A 20,892-nucleotide genomic window follows, 5' to 3' on the forward strand; every position below is an offset into this window, starting at 1 on the left:
CTGAAAAACAGATGCCCGTTTCTGAAACCGCTTTTGCTGTCGGTTATGGCAGCTTGTCCTACTTTAACCGGCTTTTTAACAAAGAGTTTGGTTGCTCTCCTTCCCAATACCGAGGTGAGGGGCATAAAAATAATATGGATAATCTGAACAATCTGCACAAATAGCTGAATAATCTGCAAAGTGACAGTAATTCTGCACCATTAACAAGCCATTTACATTTATTCGCATTAATTTGCTGAGCATTGGAATTTGTTATCTTTTTGATAACAACAATAGCAAGGCAATGTGAAATCTATGTTTATAAAAGCTCAAAAGCCAATGGCAACATCTATATCTATAGTTGTTATGGCTGTATTTGGACTGCTTGGTTGTGGTGCCGGCAGTAACAATCCCAGTAGCTCACTGCCTAATAATGTTAATTCGAGCTCTTCTGCTGTTACTGAGGCTCTTTCTATAGCGCCAAATGATGTTCGAATTCGTTACACTGGACGTGTTTCTCTTAGTGCCGACGAAGCGGTTTACGACTGGCCAAATACACAAATCGAATTCAGAACCAACGCCCCATTGGTAGAATTAAAGCTTGAAGATGGCAACAACGATTACAACATCTTTATTGATAACCAACTTTCTCAGGTGCTTTCAACTAAAAATGGTGTACAGCGTTATGCGCTAAACTTGCCTGTGGGCGACCATCACGTACTTTTAACCAAACGTACCGGCTCTAACTTTGGAGTCGGTCGATTTCTAGGGTTCAATCTGCCCAATGGGGGGCAACTGCTGGAACTGCCTGCGCCGCCAATACATAAAATCGAGTTCATTGGCGATTCTTATACTGTAGGTTATGGCAATGAAGGTCCAGGACTAGATTGTGCTGGTAATCTGCGTCCTTACGAAAATAGCTTTTTGTCCTATGCGCCAATTTCCGCTCGAGTTCTCGGAGCACAAAGTCATTCCATCGCCGTATCGGGCAAGGGTGCTGTGCGTAATTACGGCGATATTAATACCACCAGCCCAGATCCTGTGCCCACTTTTTATAATCGCACCTTGGCTACTCGCTCGGATCTACTGTGGAATTTTACTACTTGGGTACCCGATGCTGTTGTCATTAAGTTAGGGACTAATGACCACAGCACTGATCCCATTCCATCTAGTGAGACATTTATTCAGGGTATTCACGATCTGATCCGTCAGGTGAATAATGCTTATGGGCAACTGCCACTATTTTTACTGGCAGATAGCTCTTCTAATCTGGTTATAGAGCGCTTGCAAAGAGCTACTCAAGAGCAAGTGAATATGGGTAATATTCAAGTTCATTTTGTTCAGGTGGAGCATCCACCCCAATCGCAATTGGGCTGCGATTGGCACCCTAAAGTCGAAGCTCACGAAGCCATGGCGGCACAACTAGTAAAAGCTATAAAACCGATTTTGTCCTGGCCGGATGAAAACAGTGGCAGTACAAACCTAAAGTTTGCTGCTGCCACTGCCCCCCCATTTGTTGGTATGAGCGCATCAAGCGAAGGAAACAACAGCATCCATAAATCTGCTGTGGACAGGTTTGGGTATGCAACAACATCTTTTTAATCGACTTAAAAGCATGTGCAATAAAGCAAATGTTTTTCCACACAAACAGCAATCTTTGCCTACAAGCTCATTAGGCTTGCCAAGCAATACCTGTAATTAGCTAAGTCTGGAATCACTTTATGGCTCAGGTACATCGCATCAATGCAATTGGTTTAAAAATGTAAACGATTCCAGTTCACTCTAGCTAGTTTGAGTCAGTGGAGATTGTTATTTAGGACTGTTATTTGTACCAATATTTAGCGGTGCAGGTGACGAAATTAACACACAAGAGGCAAGTCATAATGGCGACAAAAACAAAGAAAGCACCTGTATTTAGAAAATCAATATTAGCTCTGGCGATGATGGGAATTTGTACCACAGCAGCTGGGCAAGAAACAAATGACGCGTCACCTCAAGCCGAACAAGATGAAACGGAAGTAATCGAAGTTAAAGGCATGCGTTCCGACATCACCGCAGCTCAGCATTTAAAACGCTATTCAGACACAGTTATTGATTCCATTTCAGCTGCCGATATCGGAAGTTTACCCGATAAATCAGTAGCTGAAGCACTACAACGTGTACCGGGTATTACAGTGGAACGTTTTGGTACTCGTACCGATACCCAAGCATTCTCAGTTGAACCTTCTGGTGTATTAGTCCGTGGACTTTCGCATGTAAGAAGTGAATTTAATGGCCGTGACAGCTTTAGTGCTAATTCAAGCCGTGGTTTAAGTTGGGGCGATGTTTCCCCTGAATTAATGGGCGGCATTGACATTTATAAGAGTCAAACAGCCGAGTTAATTGAAGGTGGTATTGCCGGCTTAATTAATTTAAAAACACGCTTACCGTTTGATAGTGAAAACGATGTTAAAGTAGTGACGCTTAGTTCTAACTACAGTGATCTCTCTGGTTCAACAACACCTGAAATATCCGGCATTTATACAACTCGTTTTAATACAGATATGGGTGAGTTCGGTATTATGGCCAATATCGCTTATTCAGATATAGATGCAACGTCACAGTCATCCCGTGTTGGTCGAGCTATCAAATATCGTGGCGTTTATGGTGACAATCCTGATTCAATTCATTATATACCAGATAATGCTTATGCTTCTGACGACCTCTATGCAAGAGAGCGTCTTGGTACTTCGCTAGCTTTACAATGGCAAGATCTTGAGGGAGAGTTTGTAGCTACTTTCCAATATAACCGCTCCCAGAAAAAACAAGAGAGATCTGGCAGCAGTGTTGCCGTTGGATTAGGCAACCCGTTTTTTGAAAAAAGCTTACAATTAGAAGCGACACCAGGTGGTGATGGCTCCAACGCAATTGTTGTACCTGCAGAAGGTACAGATCCATTGATGTTTGACGAAGGTGGCTTTTTCCAAACCGGTCAACTAGTTCAAGGTATGGGCTGGGTTGGTAATCCCGACGGTGAAACAGCGTTATTTTCGACTAACTCAAACGGTGAGCCCCTTATTAATGCCTGTTATGCCTGGGCAGGATGTAGTCCAGAACTAAAAGCGATTGGAATGGGTACTAGTGCGGGCTTCTTCGACAGTAAAACCGTGACTGAAGATTTTAGTTTAAATTTAAAGTGGCATATTGCCGATGATATCCATGCCAGTTTTGATGTTCAGCATATTGACGCTACCAATGATGACTACAGTATGACGGCTGGATTTAGTTCTTATACCGACGGATATATCGATCTCACCGGCGAACAAATAAAAGTCATATTCAACGATCCAACTAACGTCAATTTACTCGATGCAGGACAAGGCGTTTATGCAAATCCCAATAGCTATTATTTAAACAACATTATGGATATGTACGAAGACAGTGAGGGTACTGAGTTTGCTGCTAGAGCAGATTTGGTATTTGATGTCCACAACGAATTTATTGATACAGTGAAAGTGGGAGTCCGCTACGCAGATCGATCTCAACAAGTTAACCGTGCCAACAACTGGGCTTCAGTTGTTAATACTTGGAGTCACACTGCCGCATTTTATAACTTAGACAGCGCGCCTACCAGTGGTGTATTCAATGATGAAGAATACGATTTCATGGGATACCCCGATACATACGTAATTAAAGAGTGGGAGTCTAAATACGGCGATTTTACTACCGCAGACGGCAATAACTTATTTGTAATACCTGACGTTAATGCCATGAAAAACTGGAAAAATACTATGGGTGCCAGCGTTACTGGAATTCCTAGTAGTGAGTGGGAGCCTATCTGTTCAAACATTGGAGTAAAACGTTCAGATGAAATTCCTGGCACTTGTTTCAAACCTGCAGAAATGATTGATGTATCAGAGGAAACCACGGCTGCTTATATACAAGTGAACTTTGGCGGTGACAACTTTACCTTATTCGATAAACAATTAACGGGTAATATTGGAGTACGTTATATTCAAACAGATACTTACAGTAGTGGTGGTGAGGCCTATCCATTTATTAATGAAACGCTACGTAAGTGTGAGCCTCGAACTAGTCCAGATCCTGAAGCCCCGCCACTTGAAATCGATAAAACGCTAGGTTGTTATCTCAATCCTGACGATATTGCATTTGCCAATGGCGCATCATTTGAAGGTAGTGGCAGCGCATCATATAGTCATGTACTACCTAGCTTTAATTTAAAAATGGATGTCACTGACAACTTCGTAACACGTTTTGCTTTGTCTAAAGCTATGTCTCGTCCTGATATAGGTAGTTTGCGCAACTATATAGGTGTCAGTAATTCCACCCCAAATCCAAACAACCCAAATGATCCAAATTGGTTAAAAGATAGCAATGGTGAAGTAATTGGTGCCAATCTAATCTATTCAGCAAATGCATCTAATCCTGGCTTAAAACCTATCACAGCAAAACAAGCGGATTTAAGCTTTGAATATTATTCACAAGCTACGTCTGTTTCGTTAGCAGTGTTCCACAAAGAGTTTGATGACTATATCCAATTGGGCACCTACAATCGAGAAATGACCAACAATGGCATAACCAAAACTGTAGCGGTTAAAGGTCCAGTTAACGGTGATGGTGCCGAATTTAGCGGTTTTGAAATTCAGGGTACTAAATGGTTTGATTTTTTACCTGCTCCATTTAGTGGTTTAGGTGTGCAAGCAAACTATACCTATATCAAAAATAAAGGGGTGCAAAATACCGGGGTAAACAGTGCTTCAGATGATGGTGATATCAACGCCGGACAAGCACCTGATACATTGGAAGTCTCCACTCTAGAAGGATTGTCTAATAAGTCCTATAACCTGACTTTGATGTATCAACTGGATGGATTTGAAGCTAGATTTGCTTACAACTGGCGTGATGAATTCCTAATAACTAACTCTGATTGTTGTATCGCTTATCCGGTTTGGCAGAATGATTATGGCCAACTTGATGCGTCAGCAAAGTACACAATAAACGAAACATATGAAGTGAACTTTTCAATTCAAAACCTGACTGGTGCTGAGGTAGTATTGACACAACAAGTGTTTGACAGTTCTGCTGGTGGTTTACGTTTACCCTATTCAACCAACCAAAGTGATACACGTTATACCGCATCGTTACGTGTTAATTTTTAGTTTTTAGGAACTGTATGAGTGGCACTACATCTATCCACGGGAGCTTTCTACGTAATTTTTCTACGGAGTCTTTCAATGGAAAGTATAGTGCTACTTTTTTTACCTTATGAATAAACCTTATCAATTAGTTATTGTAGGGGGTGGTACTGCTGGTTGGATGTTTGCCACAGCCGCCTCCCATTTATATTCAGCAAAACAACTTCAGATTATCTTAATTGAGTCCGAGCAAATCGGCAGTGTGGGTGTAGGTGAAGCAACGTTACCTCAGCTACAAGAATTCAATAAATTTGTTGGGATTGACGAACAAGATATGATGCAAAAAACTAATGCTACAGTAAAGCTTGGCATTAAGTTTGACGACTGGGGAAGCATTGGCAATTCTTATGTTCACCCCTTTGGTCAGTACGGCAATAAAGCCAAAGGTAACAATATCTACCAACAATGGGCACTGGCAAATCAAGATTCAGCCTTTTTGTCTTTACCACAGTTGTCCTATGCTATTCAGTTATGTCTGAATAACAAGTTTGAACTTCCTGCACAAGATCCAAACCAAATAAAGTCCACGTACAGTTATGCTTATCATTTTGACGCGACTTTATATGCGCAGTATTTACGTTCTATAAGTGAGCAGTTTGGGGTAACTCGTATTGAAGGAATGATTCAAACTGTGTCTAATCATGTTCAATCTGGCGATATAAAAAGTGTGACACTGAAAGATGGCCAAGTCATTTCTGGTGACTTTTTTATTGATTGTTCTGGCTTTCGTTCCCTTTTACTAGGTGATAATTTACAAACAGAATTCGAGGATTGGTCGAAATGGCTTATATGCGACCGAGCCATAGCGGCTCCTACTGAAAAGCTAAAAACCATTCCCAACTATACCCTCTCTACGGCCAAGGAAGCCGGCTGGCAATGGAAAATCCCGCTGCAACATCGAACCGGAAATGGTTATGTGTATTGTAGCGACATGATAAACGAACAAGCAGCAATGGATTCTTTGCTTACCAATATTGAAGGAAAACCACTTTCAGATCCTAAAGTATTAAAATTTAAAGCTGGCAGGTATGCCAAAACATGGAATAAAAACTGTGTCGGCATCGGTTTAGCGAGTGGCTTTTTAGAGCCTTTAGAATCCACTAGTATTTATCTTATTCAAACAGCAATAACGTCTTTTTTACGATTGTTTCCTTTGAATAATAAAGAAGTGATTGCAAATGAATTCAATCGGAACATTGACAATGAATACGATCGAATTCGAGACTTTTTGATTCTTCATTACCATCAAAATCAACGTAATGATTCTGAGCTTTGGCGATATTGTCAGAATATGTCTGTGCCCGATAGTTTAAAAGAAAAAATGACCCTCTTTGAGCAGCGAGGCTATATCGACACTTACAAATATGGGCTGTTTAATCACGGTAGTTGGTTATCTGTGTTACATGGTCAAGGCCTCAGACCAAAAGAGATTGACCCCTTTACCCGAGGTATGTCAGCGCTCGAAATACAAAAACAGCTCGAAGAATTTGCAGCAGAAATCGAAGAGTCTGTTTATAAAGTACCGCGTCATAACATTTTTCTGCAAAACTACTGTCCCGCTAAAGTAAAAGAGTAACTCATGTCTGAATCTATAAAGAGAATCACCATAGTTGGTAAAGATGCAGATGCATGGATTACAGCGCTATTTTTAAAATCCGGATTAAATAAAGAAAACCAGAACGTAGAAATAGAACTAATAGAAATACCGTCAAGTATCTCAGCAGATGATTTTTATAGTGTGCTTCCCAGCGTAAAGAACTTACATAAAGTATTGGGAGCACACGAAGAAAATTTAGTAAAGAGCACTAAAGCACAGCACTTTTTTGCGCAAAAATTTGTCTTTTGGAACCCAGACAAGGAAGATTTTAAACATGCCTATGAGAAAATAGGGATCAATTTCAATAGTATCGATTTTTATCAATATTGGCTAAAAGCAACGGAAGCAGGCTTAAATGTTTCCCTGCACGAGTTTTGTTTAGGTGCAAACGCAACAAAACTACCTTCGATAGACTTGTACAAACATCTTCTTCCACATAAAAATCCTCCCAATTTTGGTTATAACCTATCGGCACAACATTACATTGCTGCTATAGCTCGCGCGACTCTGATTGCGGGAGTAAAACATAGACAAGCGAACATAAAAGCGATTAACACAGAGGCAGGTAGCGATGGCAATAAAAAGATTAGTTCAATCACTTTAGCTGACGACAGCACAGTTAGAGCAGACCTGTTCATTGATGCATCGGGCTCACAAAGAGTACTTATCAACCCATTAGACAAGGCTAATTTTATCCCTTGGTCTGAGACTTTTCTGTGTGATCGGGTCATTACCACCAGTATTAAAGCATTTGAACCTACTCCCTCGTTCAGTTTGATGACTGCATTTTCAAACGGCTGGTATGGGTTATATCCATTGCAAAATCGCACCGGAATGAAAATATGTTATTCCTCCAAATACACTAACAAAACAGAGGTATTAGCGGAAGTATCAGGGCTACTTGGCGTGAGTTTCCTCGATTTGCCCGAAGACACCATAATGTGTGGCATGCTGCAAAAACCTTGGGTTGGCAACTGTATAGCTGTTGGTAATGCAGTGGCAACACTAGATCAAAATGATGCTTTGGACTTACAACCATTGTTATTAAGCTTAGTCGAACTTAGGGGCGTATTTCCAACCAGCACAAGTTGTCAGTTAGAAGCTGATATTTATGCCAGACGCTTAAAAGCATATGTTGAAAATTTATCTAACTTCCAGCTTGCACACTATCTGTTAAACGGACGACAAGGAGAACAATTTTGGGATGCTTGTCGAAATGTGGAGATCCCACAAGAATTACAAGAAAAAATCGCCCTATTCAAACAACTAGGCCATATATCCATCAGAGAATACGACACCTTTTTAGAAGAAAGTTGGACATTATTGTTTAATGGTCATGGATTACACCCCGAACACCATCACCCCATGATTGACAAAGTGTCCGATGAAGATCTCAAACTAAAATTTATGCACTTATTAAAAAAAGTAGCCAATGACACTGCGGACTTGATTAAATAAAAATAATTCATGCGGTTAAATGCTACGTCAGATAATACGGCAATACATTATTTATGTGAGCAAAAGTTTGTAGGAACTTCGTTATATATACCCAAAATTATTGGAATTTGCACGGCGGTAAATGAGTGAGATCCCATGAGCTTAGTTTATTAAGTGCAACGCGGTTGCGGAATGTGGCGAATGAGGGCAGCCAACAAACGTGCAGTTTCAAGCGGACGCCGCGCGTGATGAAGGGTAAATATTGGTACTCTATTGCTCGTTGCTATATCGTGTTGAGCGAACAAGGGTTAATAAAGATTAGGAGTGAAATGGCTTGAACGAAAAAGATAACAATAAAAATGCCAACAAATATGCAGTACCTGCCTTAGATAAAGGCTTGGATATTATTGAATACTTAGTCAGTCAGGAATTACCCCGCTCACAAGCAGAAATTGCACTTGGTCTGGGCCGTAGCGCTAACGAAATCTATCGGGTATTAGTGGGGCTAGAAGCGCGAGGGTATTTACTCAGAGATGAACTTTCTGGGCGTTATCGTCTGTCGTTCAAACTGTATAATTTGTCTCGCAGCATTTCACCCATCGACCAAATGCGTCAATGTGCCTTGCCTTATATGGAAGATTTGGCGGTTAAGATAGGCCAATCCTGTCACTTAAGTATGCTTTATCAAAGTCAAACTATGGTGATCATTCAGGCGAGGAGCCAAAGTCCAGTATCGATCAATATAACCGAGGGGGCATTATTTCCGACCCGCAGTTCAACGCCGGGCAAAATACTGTTAGCCAATAGTAATGATGCGGTACGCGCCATGATCCTTGAGCGTGACCAAGACTATGCTTCACTTACCGCACAGCAACAACAAGCCATGTTTAGTGGACTTGAAGATATAAAATCCCAAGGTTATTTGATTGAACAAAACCCATTTATTGAAGGTGTTTATGATTTTGCCGCCTTAGTGGGGGAGCCTGAAGGCAAAGTCATTGCGGCTTTAGCGGTATCGACTCTCAATACCAGTGTAGGCACAAAAATAGACCAAGCTGAGCTGATAAAGTATATCCAAGACACCGCCCTTACCATTGCTGCTCAATTGGGTTGCTAAAGGGTAAATAATTAAGCGATAGGTTCACAATAAATGTACTTACCAAGTCCTTTGAAACAGCAATCTAGCTAGAAATTCTGCTCTCTATTTAGGTTCTTGCCTAAACTGTTTTTTGCCTAAAAAAAGTCTCGCGGTTACCGTGTCATTCTCTATTTTTGCCATTTTTCTTTACGTTGATTGATATCAAAAATATTAACTAAGTCACTGGTAATACCGTCTTTGTTCTACTCAATTTATTAATGATTAAAAAACAAATAGTTAACAATAAATACTTAATAGTTGACTATTTATTATTCTATCTAGATGGGAAGTGTTATATATTTGCGTCTCTTGTTGGTTAATTGTTAACAATTAATTGAATGATAATTAACTTGAGAAAACAAACTCACACTGTTTAACTTTGGGTTTTTAATAAATGTTTAGCTTAAACAAAGACCATTATAAAAAGTGAATTGTGAGTTTGTTGCGTCTATTACCAACCCAAATCAGGTTGGTTTTTATAAATGACAACAGTAGGAAGATGTGGCTTAGCTCACATCAACAAGGGGAGCATATGAGAAAATTATTAAGTTTAGCTATTGCTACGTCACTTGGCTTATGCGTTAACTCGGTAAACGCTGCGTCGGTGAAGGTTGATATCAACCTTGATATCAAGCATGAAGTAAAAGGGGTGTCTGATTTTAATCGGGAAAAACACATTACTGTTCACTCAAACCTAACCGAAGGCGATTGGAAGGGTGAAGAGGATGTGATGAATTACCTGATGAATGACCTAGACGTATATTTTGGTCGCGATAATGGTATGGCCTCATGGATTTTTAAAGCGACCGCTCAAGATCCTGTTAATTTAGGTAAGCCTGATCTTAATGACATGGCCAATTTTGGTCAGTGGCACAAAGACAACATGTACGACAATCTGCCGGAATCATTGCGCGCTTACGAGTCAAGAAGTAGCGAAATGATTATGGGTATCACGCCTCATGGGCCTTTCCCAACTCAGTCTTATTGGCCAAATGATTTAGCCGGTAAAGATGATGAAGCGGGTAAATATATCTTAAGACATATTGAAGATGGAGCTGAGTGGGTAGGGGAATACTTCGACCAATTTTTCCGTAAAGACGGTGAGTCCAGTGGCGTGTTAATGCCAAAGTATTGGGAAGTTATTAACGAGCCCGATATGGATGTTAACGTTGGCCGTACCTTTGTAATGTCAAGTTTTGAACAAATATTTGAATATCATAATCTTGTAGCCAACGAATTACGTAGCCGCTTGCCTGAAGGTCAACGTCCGCTGGTTGGTGGCATGACATGGGGTTTGCATGACTTAGATAAACCAGATTTATCAGAGCGTTTTGCCACTCAACAAAACGCTGTACGTAGTCGTTATGCTTATGAAGCAGGCGAGTTAGAAGACTTTTTACAAGATGTTACCGAATCTGTGCATTGGGACGTGCGTAAAAACGACTTTTACCAATGGGATTACCTGTGGAAAGGTTTTATGGATGCCGCCGGTGACAACATGGATTTTTACTCCATCCATTTATACGACTGGGTGCCTATGGGTGACAATCCTAAAAATGGTACTTTTCGTCGTGGCATGACAACCGAAGCCGTACTAGACATGGTGGAATGGTATGACGCTCAAGTAAATGGTAAAGAAAACCTTAAACCTTGGGTTATTTCTGAGTACGGCGCCATAACTGCACAACATTCTAACGTTGCTTTTTTAAGCAATGATTATCGTTATGCTGATTGGTTACATGTGCGTACTTTTAACCAAATGTTTATGCAGTTATTAACCCGTCCGTCACAAATTGTGAAGTCTATGCCCTTTGCACCGGTAAAAGCGACGTGGGGCGCAGGTGTGACGGCAGATGGCACAGTAGTACGTTATGAGCCGTCGTTATTGCAAACTGACGAGCCAAAATCACCCGCATTTTTCTCGGAAGAAGCCCAGTGGTACGTCACCGATAAAATTCAATGGTATGAACTGTGGGCAGATGTAAAAGGAACCCGTGTTGATACTCACTCAAGTGATCCCGATATTCAGGTAGATGCCTATGTTGACGGTAACCACACTTACTTAATTCTTAACAACCTTGAATGGTACGATATTCCCGTTGACCTTGCTTTCCTTGGGGCCAATAGCAATAGCGTTAATAGCGTTAAGATGAAACACTCCTATTTAGCCGAAGGTTTAAGCCCAGTAAATTTAGGCCGCGGTGTTTTAGCCCAAGCGGTACTGGATAAACTACCTGAATCAGTCACTTTACAGCCTGGTTCAACCATAGTGTTGGATATCGAATACAACGATGATATTCAAATCAGTGAGCTATCTAAGGAAGATAAATACTACAGCGAAAGTTTGTCTGGCGCAGGTAAAGGTCAGGCGGCAAAAGGTCAAGTGCATCGTGTGCATGCTAATGCGGTAACGGCTCATGTTAACGGCGTAAATGTGCCAGTGCAGGGTGAAGCAACCTTACGTATTGCTGCAAAAATGTACCCCTTCCATGCCTCTAATGTACGCGCTGATTTAAACAACTTTACGATCAACGGTCATACCTTAAATGTACCTAGAGAAGTCAACCCAAATACTGCAGGTGTTCCGACGGAACATTTAGACTTTATGGGGCCAGAAGTTGATGCCAATGGCGTTGCACTTAACTTAATCGAAATTCCTATTCCCCTTGAGTACTTGCAAGAAGATAACACCATTGAAGCTAGGATTAATTTAGCCCAAGCCTTCACTGCGGTGAGTATATCTGTGTGGGATATGAGTAAAGCTGCAACACGTACTAATGCCAATGTGTGTGCTCCTTGTGATGCAGTTAGCTCTTTATCAATAACAGGTGCAAGCTCGGTCAACATTAAAGAGTCGATAGCCTTAACTGCTGATGTATTGCCATTAACGGCGGGTAACAAAGCAGTGAAGTGGACGACCTCAAATGTAGCTATAGCTGCGGTTGATCAAAATGGTTTAGTGACGGGGACTGGCAGCGGTACTGCAACTATCAGAGGGACTACCCTTGATGGGTCCTATGTTGCAGAGCATCAAGTGACTGTGGTCACTATTCAATTAAGTTCAGTGGATATTAGTAATGCTGATGCAAATTTAGCGGTTAACGAAACATTGCAACTTAATGTGAGTACGGAACCCTTCAATGCGACCAACAAAAAGCTAAATTGGGTTTCGTCTAACCCAGCTGTGGCAACAGTAAGTAGTGGTGGTTTAGTCACGGCGTTAAGTGATGGCAACACGACTATTACTGCTTCAGCCGTGGATGGTGGTGCGAGTGACTCGGTAAATATTAGCGTTGTTAGCCAATCTCTAACTGACCTTGATGTACCTTCAACTGGTGTGATTGTATTACCCGGTAGTTATCAAGTGCCCCTAAGTTTTACCCCAAGTAATGCCACTAATCTTGCCGTAACTTGGCGCTCTGCTAACACTAATATTGCGAGTGTTAATTCCTCAGGTTTGGTAACAGGTGTCTCCGCAGGTACTACTACTATTACAGCTACTGCTGCTGATGGAGGCCTAACCGCAAGTATTATTGTCAGTGTGCTTAATGAAGGTGGAATTACGGATACCGGCTTTGTGGTTGAAGCTGAAACTCTGAGCAATACCGGTGGTCCTTACGGTGGTTTCTCGGTCAGTGCCACAGGCATCAATAATAACCAAAGTGGTGATTGGGCTGAATACAGTGTTAACTTTGCGCAAGAAGGTGTCTATCGTCTAATTTTAGATGCGGGTACTCCAACAGCACCAAGTAATGGCGTCACAGTTTACATCAATGGCCAATCTGCTGGCACGGCTGAACTGCCTACCACGGGTGATTGGGATGTTATGCAAAGTACGGTAGTGACTAATAGCTTATTAGTACCTAGTGAAGGTTTACATACCATTCGCATTGAAAGTGTAGGTGCTGAAGCCAAGTGGCAATGGAATGCGGATAAAATGCGTTTTGTTTTATTAAGCGCCTTAACACCGCCAACTGATCCTGATGGGCCTAGTGATCCTACTGATCCAACAGACCCCACTGATCCAGTCGATCCGGTTGCTGCCTCATTAGTATTGGATGATGCTAGCAAGTACCGTAATACCACATATCAAGTGGGTGGCAATATTGTTGTCAGTGCTAATTACCATGCAGGTACAGGCCAAAAAGTTACCTTAAACCAAGGTGGCGTTAAATTCTTCCTACGTGAAATGACAAGTGATTGGAGTCAGGTCGTCAATGATGTCTTAGCTTTTGATGCCAGCGCAATTGGTCAAGAATCGGGTAGCGCAAGTGCCACGCTATCGCTAGTAGGTTTAACACCAACAGCTGATTTACCTAACGGCAATTTCTACTTCTTGTTTGCAATATTTAATTCATCAGACGGCACAGACTATAAGATCCCAGGTGTCTTCCCGATTAATATCGTGGCTGAATCCACAGATCCCGTTGATCCGGTAGACCCAGTCGATGCTTCTTTCGCTTTGGATGATGACAATAAATATCGTAATGCCACCTATGAAGTAGGCAGCAGTATCAGCGTGAGTGCCAATTATCATGCTGGTGGTGATCAAACCGTTACCAACCAACATGGTGGTATTAAGTTTTTACTGCGTGAAATGACCAGCGATTGGAGCACCATAGTCAAAGATGTTGTTGCCTATGATGCAAGTGCCATTGCCCAAACTGAAGGCACAGCCAGTGCTACGCTTTCTTTGGCCGATGTAACACCAACAGCCGATTTGCCAAACGGTAATTTCTATTACTTGTATGCCGTGTTTAATTCAACGGATGGCACTGATTACAGTATTCCGGGTGTATTCCCGATCAATATTGTGGCTGCCCCTGTGGATCCAGTAGACCCAGTCAATCCAGGCGACGCAACCGATGGCGCAGCATTTACCATCGAAGCTGAAGCCTTTGACGCAACTGGCGGCGACTTTTCGCCAGCAGGTGTCATTATTGGCGAACGTGGCATTCCAACTGATAGACACACAGTAATCGATAGTGTGCAAACCACAGACTGGGTTGATTATGTTATTAATTTCCCAACCTCTGATTTTTACCGCATCGAAATGTTGGCATCTGGCGCTGAGTTATTAGCCAATGCAAGTTTGTTTGTGGACGGTAATTTTGTGCAAGAAACGCCGATTTACACCACGTCACAAGCAATCTTCGAAACCTTTGAATTAACTGAAGGCACCTACATTACCGCCGGTACACATACCATTCGGGTACAAGCAACCAGCTCTAAACGAGCATGGATGTGGTTTGGTGATTCATTTACCTTTACCCAATTGATCTTTGCCGAAGAAGCAGTTGCGGGTGATTGGGACGAAGACGGTGATGTGGATGCTGATGACATTCGCGCCATGACCTTAGCCATTCAAAAACGCCAAGCTATTGATATCAGTTTTGATTTCAATAAAGACGGCGTGGTTAACGTGCTTGATACCCGAGTTTTGATGACGATGTGTACACGCGCTCGTTGCGCAATTTAATTAAATATAAATAGGAAATAACAATGAAAAAATTTATCGCCAGTATGGCCTTAGTTTTAAGTGCAACATTAAGTATGCAAGCTAACGCAGGCTTAATTGATATTGAGCTAAGTGCTAATAACGTAGCCGTAGGTGATACCTTAAGTGTCAGTCTATGGGCGTCTAACTTTACAGATTTTGATTCGCTCTACACTGAGTTTGAATATGACATCAGTCTGTTTAGCTATCAAGCAGCTAGTTTACAAAGCGAACTACCCGCATTTGACGGCTTTTTGACTGGCCTTGAGGTAACAGAGCAGTTTTATGGTTTATCACTGTCATTTTTAGACTTTTTTGCCTTTAGCGATTTAAATCTCGACGCTGACAATAAGTTCTTGTTGGCCAGTTTTGATTTATTGGCTATAGACAGTGGTAACACTGACTTTAGCTTAGTAAATCAGGTTGCAGGTTTATTTGACCTTAATACTGGTCTTGATACACCATTGGATGTGGATACCAGTTCACCGGTGCAAGCAAGTGCCACCAGTGTGCCAGAGCCAAGCAGCCTAGCGTTGTTTATGTTGTCTGCATTAATGTTTGTTGGTCGCAGAAAACAGTGATGGAGATGCTCAAATAGGTGTTAGACCGAGCTTAAAAAGAAGCCAGCTTAAATGCTGGCTTTTTATTGTAATCAAGGATATCTGCTGGCTAGTAGGATTAATCGCCTACAAAGAGGTAGACGCAAGGCAGTTAGCGGATATTGGCCTTTAGCCCTTTTACGGCGGTGGCGGTATCACCAGAGCGTAAGGCGTTAAGGATGGCAACGTGTTCGTTCACACATTCCACTCCAGAGGTAATTCTTTTGTAATTGAGGCGCATGCGCATTACAAAGGGATACCAAATATTGACCAGATCATCACCACCGGCTTTATGAATCAAATAGTTATGAAATGAAATATCGATTTTTGTGACTTCCGTAAAGTCTTCTCTTTCAAACGCACTTTGCAAATCAGCCAGTATTTTTTCTAAGGCAACAAAGTCTTTTTCAGTCAATTTATCTTTTAAATGCTCAATGGCAAAAACTTCAATATTGCGTCGTAGGCTTATCATCAGTTTTTGCAAACTGGGATCTAATACGCTATTTACCGAGGCGCCGACGTTATTTTTGGATACCAGTAAACCTTCTTTAGTTAACTGTAATATCACGTCTCTTATGGGACCCCGTGATAAACCAAATCTTTCCGCCAGTTCTTTTTCATTTAACTTTGTATTAGGCGCTAAATCGCCAGAAATGATGTCTGAGCGCATTTGTTCAGCAATTTGATCCTTTACTGACAGAATTTTGGTTGGTCTGTTACCGCTCATAAATTTTCCTTTAATGTCATACATTTGCGAATCATAAGTGAAGCGGGACGGTAAATACAATGGTTTTAGATATTTTTTGATTTATATTTTATTGTTTACAAAAAACAGCAGAAAACGAGTGAAATTACAGACTTAGGCTCTGTAAGTGGTATTTTTAAACAGTATTTTAATACTTCGCTGTATTTTTGTTAACAATATGTACGAGATTGCTTGGTTTAATTATTAACGCTAAGTCCATAAATGCCTAAGTGTTTGTTGGCAAAACAGAGGGGATAAGGGGGATAAAAAAGAGCGCAATCACTATTAGATTGCGCTCTTTTGGTCAAAGCAACTAAAAATAAGGGCTAAGGACTATTTATTGTCGTTGTATCTGCGTGGATAGACAGTGGCATTAAACTTTTTGGCGGCCTCAACCATCTCTGGATAGGGAATATCCGTGGTAGAGACAAAACCCACGTTGTAGTTTTCGCCATCAAAGGCACGACCTGAAATGGGGGAGTCTACATATTGAAACCAGTGTGCACCTACCATGTTAGGAGAGGCCAATACGCTTTGCATGTAGTCCAAATACATCTGGGCTCTGTCGGCTTGGCCATCAGCCTGTACTAGACCTGGATGATAAAGCCCGGTTTCTCTTGATGCACCTATGTGGTACTCACCAATGACGGTTGGCAAGTCGATGTCTTGTAGAAAAGCCCAAGCTTTGGGTTGTATACCTTCTTCGTAAATATTAAAACTCAGGACGTCAGAATATTTAACCGAGGCTTTGATGGTTTCTTCGGGCATGCCCCAGTTTGCCATACGCGCTCCCATGTACAAATGTTGCGGCATGGCCTTTGCCAAAGCATCGTGCACCACTTTGAAATATTGTTCGGATAACATTTCTAACATGTGAGAGAGATCACTGATCATGGCCTGTGGAAAGTCAGATAAACTCACACCATTCGCCAAAGTCTGCCAAGAAGCAAACTGGGTTTGCCAGGCTTGGTTAAGTGCTGCAATAGTTTGATATTTACTTTGCAGTTGTTTGGTAAAGGCGGCCTTGGCTGGACTTTGTTGCGCATTTTTTGCCATAGCGTCCAAAATCAGTCCATAACGGTGTTCAACACTGCCTTCTCTTAAACCCCAACTTTTTTCGTTGTCCACAAACACACCTACACACCAAGGGGAATTGTGTACCTCATTGGCGATGGTATCGATAGTGATCTGGGCGCGACGTACAAATTCAGGATCAAAGGCGTCAGGCATAGGAGCCCATACGTCATGTTTTGAGGCCAAGGTTTTGTAGTCACCAATGATCCAACCATTAGCGAAGTAGGGCACTTTTTCATTAGTATAAAAAGCGGGGTCAACCCAGTTACCCATGGAAGTAAATCCCCAATCTTGAAAACGCGCTAAGGTGACTTCTTCCCACTTTTTAACATAAGACTCGGGAGCTTGTTGACCATAACGACGTTCAAGATTAGCGCGATAAAAACTGTAGGTTTCGCCCGAACTTACCGGGCCAAACAAGACCGAGCGACGGTAGCTATAATGTTCGGCTAACTCGTCCTTATAGTCAGGTAACCAGGTAAACATGTCGTGCCTAACGTCAGAGGCAATATAACGGCTTTTTCTGACTTCGTCGGAAACTTGCACTATGCCCATTGAATCTTCAGGTGTGACGGCTTCGGGATCTATATAACGCACAGAGTCATCTTTAAAATCCACTCCAGTTAATGTTGTTAGGTTAGCCATACGCACATTGGCTAAACCGTGGGAGAAAAACAAATAACCATCGGGATCAACCATCCACCACTTGCCATTAACTTTTTCAGTACGAAAATAGCCTGTTGCTTTAGAGCGTGGACCGTCTTTCCAACCACCAAAACGTGAGCGATCTGGCATTAATCCAGATTGATTTAATTGTGCCAGTTCTTTATCAGCCTCTTGTTTAAGCTCTGCTTCTGAATGGATCTTGATTGGAAATTCCATTTTGTCATTTTGACCAAAGCGGTCAACGTAAGCTTGGCGGTAGGATATGTCATAACTAGGATTCGCCCGTAAGCGCAAGTTATCCAGCTCTAAGCTTTTTTCGCTCAGATTACCTTTGATATACAGGCCAATTTCAGACACTTTATGTAAGTCAATTTTAGGAGAGCCATAGCGAAAAAATGCCATTTCGTCGGTGCTTTGCCACGCTGGCATGCCAGATTTTTTAAAGCCCATATCCGTATCAAGAGCCTCGCCATCTAGCAGCAAATAATAGGTACCCTGTTCACCGGCCGCGATATTGATACTCTGGTGGCTAACTTCCCCTGCTTCGTTGGCAATCGAGATATACAACTGGATTGATTCTGTACCTGGATTACTGGCATCAAAGGCAAAGTTGATTTCTTTATAACTCGACCAGTCCCATGCTTGGGCCGGTTTAAAACTAATTTTGGCTTGTTGCTCTTGCGGGTTAAAACTCAGTGCCAGTGCATTATTAGTGGATCCAACATGGGTTTTAATCTGGCTTTCAACTCCGTTCAAGCTAAAGGCGAGAGCAGGTTGCTCGCCGTCAAAATTCTCTAGAAGCTGCAATACATTGTCATCCTTAGCTAGGGGAGTATTAGCAAGATTGGCCTGTTTATCTGCGCTACATGCCCCCAAGGATAGCAATAGCGCTATTGCACTTTTTTTGAACATCTTATTAAAAGTCATGATTTTTACCTTAGTCCTAGTGTGTTGTGGCGCTATATAAAAACTACAACATCTAATTCACAAGTCAACATTAAATTGTTAACAAAATAGGTATGTGTTGAAAGCACTGCTATTTATTGTTTGAACTTAAGTTAAAGAAGAGGCTGGGCAGTGAAACACTGCTGCAATATCAACAGTGAGGCATTTTTAACAGCACTGAGTGCATTTAGCTTATTGCGCGTTTTTGCCCTGACATGAATGGCAAAAATAACCAAGGATTTAATTCTTCTTCATTATTTAGCTTTACAAGTAATATTGTATTGATGTAGATTGTTAACAATAAATTGTAGTTGTTTAATATTTGTTGGATCTTTCATTAATGAATAAGAATAAAATAACGGCGATAGATGTCGAGTATTTCAAAGTGCCTTTGGCAGAAGTGTTGTCTGATGCTAAACATGGTGATCATACCCATTTTGAACTCATGTTGTGTCGCGTGACTTGCGCAGATGGCATGCAAGGGGTTGGGTATACTTATACCGGTGGTAAAGGTGGCCGCGCCATTTGTTCTTTATTACATGATGAAATGCGTCCTCTGTTAATGGGTAAAGACGCCTCCGACATTGATGGCATTTGGCACAAATTGCAATGGGAATACCATTATGTAGGTCGTGGTGGTTTATTGAGTTTTGCCATTTCTGCGGTTGATATTGCCTTGTGGGATATTAAATGCAAACGCGCTGATTTGCCCTTGTGGAAAATGGCGGGTGGCGCCAGTAATAAAACCAAGTGTTATGCCGGTGGCATTGACCTGAATTTCTCTGAGGCCAAGTTACTAGCTAACATTCAAGCTTATTTGGATCGTGGTTTTAACGCAGTCAAAATTAAAGTGGGTAAAGATGATTATTTAGAAGATGTGCACCGCGTGGAAGCGGTTAGATCTTTAATCGGCCCTGAGCGAATCTTTATGGTGGATGCCAATTATTCCATGTCGGTAAAAGATTCAATCCGCTTTGCTAAGGCCATCGAACATTGCAATATTACGTGGTTTGAAGAGCCTACTATTCCGGATGATTATTTGGGGTACGCAGACATTGCCGATGCCATTAATATTCCCTTGGCCATGGGCGAAAATCTACACACCATCCACGAATTTGAATATGCCTTTGCCCAATCTAAATTAGGTTTTGTGCAACCTGATGCCTCGAATATCGGTGGTATTACTGGATTTTTGCAGGTCGCAGCATTAGCCAAACAACACAATTTGCCCTTGTGCAGCCACGGCATGCACGAGTTACATGTGTCGTTATTAGCCTCACAAGCTCATGCTGGTTATTTAGAAGTGCATTCGTTTCCCATCGATCACTACACAACACATCCCATCAAACTCGACAAGGGCTTAGCCGTAGCGCCCGACATGCCAGGTACAGGCGTGATTTTTGATGATGCATTATTAGCCCCTCATTTAGTTAAACATTTTTAAGGTAAAACATTATGCAAGCTGCACAATATATTGGTAATAAGTCGTTTAAAGTAGTTGAAGGTTACGCTATTGCACCTAAAGCGGGAGAAGTTCGTCTAAACGTAGGTTATGTGGGCATATGCGGTACTGATATGCACATTTACCACGGTGTAATGGATCAACGGGTTTCTATTCCACAAACCATTGGCCATGAAATTTCTGGTGTAGTAGCAGAAATAGGCGAGGGTGTAACAGGTTTTACCATAGGCGAGAAAGTGGTAGTACGTCCACTTGATTGGTGTGGTGATTGCCCTACCTGTAATGCGGGCCATACCCACATTTGCCAAAATTTAAAATTCATGGGCATTGATACCCCAGGGGCTTTTCAATCTAGCTGGACAGTAAAAGCCCGTACTTTGCACAAATTGCCTGCCGGTGTTGATTTAAAACAAGGTGCCTTAATTGAGCCTTTGTCTGTTGCTTGTCATGACGTGCGTCGCTCGCGCTTAAAAGCCGGTGAAAAAGTTGTGGTACTGGGCGGTGGCCCTATTGGTCAATTAGTGGCGGCTGTGGCTAAGAGTGTTGGCGCGGAAGTCT

Annotated in this window: 12 protein-coding genes; 10 read left to right on the top strand and 2 right to left on the bottom strand. The window is 41.8% G+C overall.

Annotation, left to right across the window (positions count from 1 at the left end):
- The first annotated feature begins 11 nt into the window (after positions 1-11).
- The 8 genes from AX660_RS23700 (at position 12) to AX660_RS08485 (ending at position 15,424) form a co-directional block, all read left to right on the top strand.
- On the top strand, positions 12-164 hold the full coding sequence (locus AX660_RS23700; RefSeq protein ID WP_407669385.1) for a helix-turn-helix domain-containing protein: 153 nt from the start codon (positions 12-14) through the stop codon (positions 162-164).
- 181 nt (positions 165-345) lie between these two features.
- Positions 346-1,581, top strand: a complete 1,236-nt coding sequence (locus AX660_RS08455; RefSeq protein ID WP_162266410.1) for an SGNH/GDSL hydrolase family protein — start codon at positions 346-348, stop codon at positions 1,579-1,581.
- A gap of 281 nt (positions 1,582-1,862) precedes the next feature.
- A complete protein-coding gene (locus AX660_RS08460) occupies positions 1,863-5,138 on the top strand; it encodes a TonB-dependent receptor (protein ID WP_068375565.1) in 3,276 nt (1,091 codons plus the stop codon).
- 106 nt (positions 5,139-5,244) lie between these two features.
- Positions 5,245-6,750 (top strand): tryptophan halogenase family protein, encoded by a 1,506-nt coding sequence (locus tag AX660_RS08465; protein ID WP_068375567.1) that lies wholly within the window; start codon positions 5,245-5,247, stop codon positions 6,748-6,750.
- 3 nt (positions 6,751-6,753) lie between these two features.
- Entirely contained in the window at positions 6,754-8,229 is a 1,476-nt protein-coding gene (locus tag AX660_RS08470; protein ID WP_068375568.1) for a tryptophan 7-halogenase, read from the top strand.
- 313 nt (positions 8,230-8,542) lie between these two features.
- Positions 8,543-9,325 carry an IclR family transcriptional regulator gene (locus tag AX660_RS08475; protein ID WP_068375570.1) on the top strand — a complete coding sequence of 261 codons (783 nt, stop codon included), beginning with the start codon at positions 8,543-8,545 and terminating at the stop codon, positions 9,323-9,325.
- 553 nt (positions 9,326-9,878) lie between these two features.
- Positions 9,879-14,825: an Ig-like domain-containing protein gene (locus AX660_RS08480; protein ID WP_068375572.1), complete on the top strand. Its 4,947-nt coding sequence runs from the start codon at positions 9,879-9,881 to the stop codon at positions 14,823-14,825.
- Between the two features lie 23 nt (positions 14,826-14,848).
- On the top strand, positions 14,849-15,424 hold the full coding sequence (locus AX660_RS08485; protein ID WP_068375574.1) for a PEP-CTERM sorting domain-containing protein: 576 nt from the start codon (positions 14,849-14,851) through the stop codon (positions 15,422-15,424).
- A gap of 130 nt (positions 15,425-15,554) precedes the next feature.
- Here the strand turns inward: AX660_RS08485 and AX660_RS08490 are convergent, their stop codons facing one another.
- Together AX660_RS08490 and AX660_RS08495 are read right to left on the bottom strand one after the other, a co-directional pair.
- Positions 15,555-16,169: a GntR family transcriptional regulator gene (locus AX660_RS08490; RefSeq protein ID WP_068375576.1), complete on the bottom strand. Its 615-nt coding sequence runs from the start codon at positions 16,167-16,169 to the stop codon at positions 15,555-15,557.
- A 351-nt stretch (positions 16,170-16,520) separates the two neighbouring features.
- Positions 16,521-18,854 carry an agarase gene (locus tag AX660_RS08495; RefSeq protein ID WP_068375578.1) on the bottom strand — a complete coding sequence of 778 codons (2,334 nt, stop codon included), beginning with the start codon at positions 18,852-18,854 and terminating at the stop codon, positions 16,521-16,523.
- Between the two features lie 358 nt (positions 18,855-19,212).
- On the opposite strand from AX660_RS08495, the gene AX660_RS08500 reads away from it, so the two are divergent.
- Together AX660_RS08500 and AX660_RS08505 are read left to right on the top strand one after the other, a co-directional pair.
- The gene (locus AX660_RS08500) at positions 19,213-20,316 is read left to right on the top strand and encodes a mandelate racemase/muconate lactonizing enzyme family protein (protein WP_068375580.1); all 1,104 of its coding nucleotides are present in this window, start codon (positions 19,213-19,215) and stop codon (positions 20,314-20,316) included.
- A gap of 11 nt (positions 20,317-20,327) precedes the next feature.
- On the top strand, positions 20,328-20,892 hold a 565-nt coding region (locus AX660_RS08505; RefSeq protein ID WP_157884331.1), incomplete at its 3' end, for a zinc-dependent alcohol dehydrogenase.

It is taken from the genome of Paraglaciecola hydrolytica (assembly GCF_001565895.1).
GTDB lineage: Bacteria > Pseudomonadota > Gammaproteobacteria > Enterobacterales > Alteromonadaceae > Paraglaciecola > Paraglaciecola hydrolytica.

Excerpts from the sequence above, each read along its gene's own strand:
- AX660_RS08465 (WP_068375567.1), top strand. The coding sequence starts at position 5,245 with ATGAATAAACCTTATCAATTAGTTATTGTAGGGGGTGGTACTGCTGGT.
- AX660_RS08480 (WP_068375572.1), top strand. The coding sequence starts at position 9,879 with ATGAGAAAATTATTAAGTTTAGCTATTGCTACGTCACTTGGCTTATGC.
- AX660_RS08500 (WP_068375580.1), top strand. The coding sequence starts at position 19,213 with ATGAATAAGAATAAAATAACGGCGATAGATGTCGAGTATTTCAAAGTG.
- AX660_RS08470 (WP_068375568.1), top strand. The coding sequence starts at position 6,754 with ATGTCTGAATCTATAAAGAGAATCACCATAGTTGGTAAAGATGCAGAT.
- AX660_RS08490 (WP_068375576.1), bottom strand. The coding sequence starts at position 16,169 with ATGAGCGGTAACAGACCAACCAAAATTCTGTCAGTAAAGGATCAAATT.
- AX660_RS08495 (WP_068375578.1), bottom strand. The coding sequence starts at position 18,854 with ATGACTTTTAATAAGATGTTCAAAAAAAGTGCAATAGCGCTATTGCTA.
- AX660_RS08485 (WP_068375574.1), top strand. The coding sequence starts at position 14,849 with ATGAAAAAATTTATCGCCAGTATGGCCTTAGTTTTAAGTGCAACATTA.
- AX660_RS08455 (WP_162266410.1), top strand. The coding sequence starts at position 346 with ATGGCTGTATTTGGACTGCTTGGTTGTGGTGCCGGCAGTAACAATCCC.
- AX660_RS08460 (WP_068375565.1), top strand. The coding sequence starts at position 1,863 with ATGGCGACAAAAACAAAGAAAGCACCTGTATTTAGAAAATCAATATTA.
- AX660_RS23700 (WP_407669385.1), top strand. The coding sequence starts at position 12 with ATGCCCGTTTCTGAAACCGCTTTTGCTGTCGGTTATGGCAGCTTGTCC.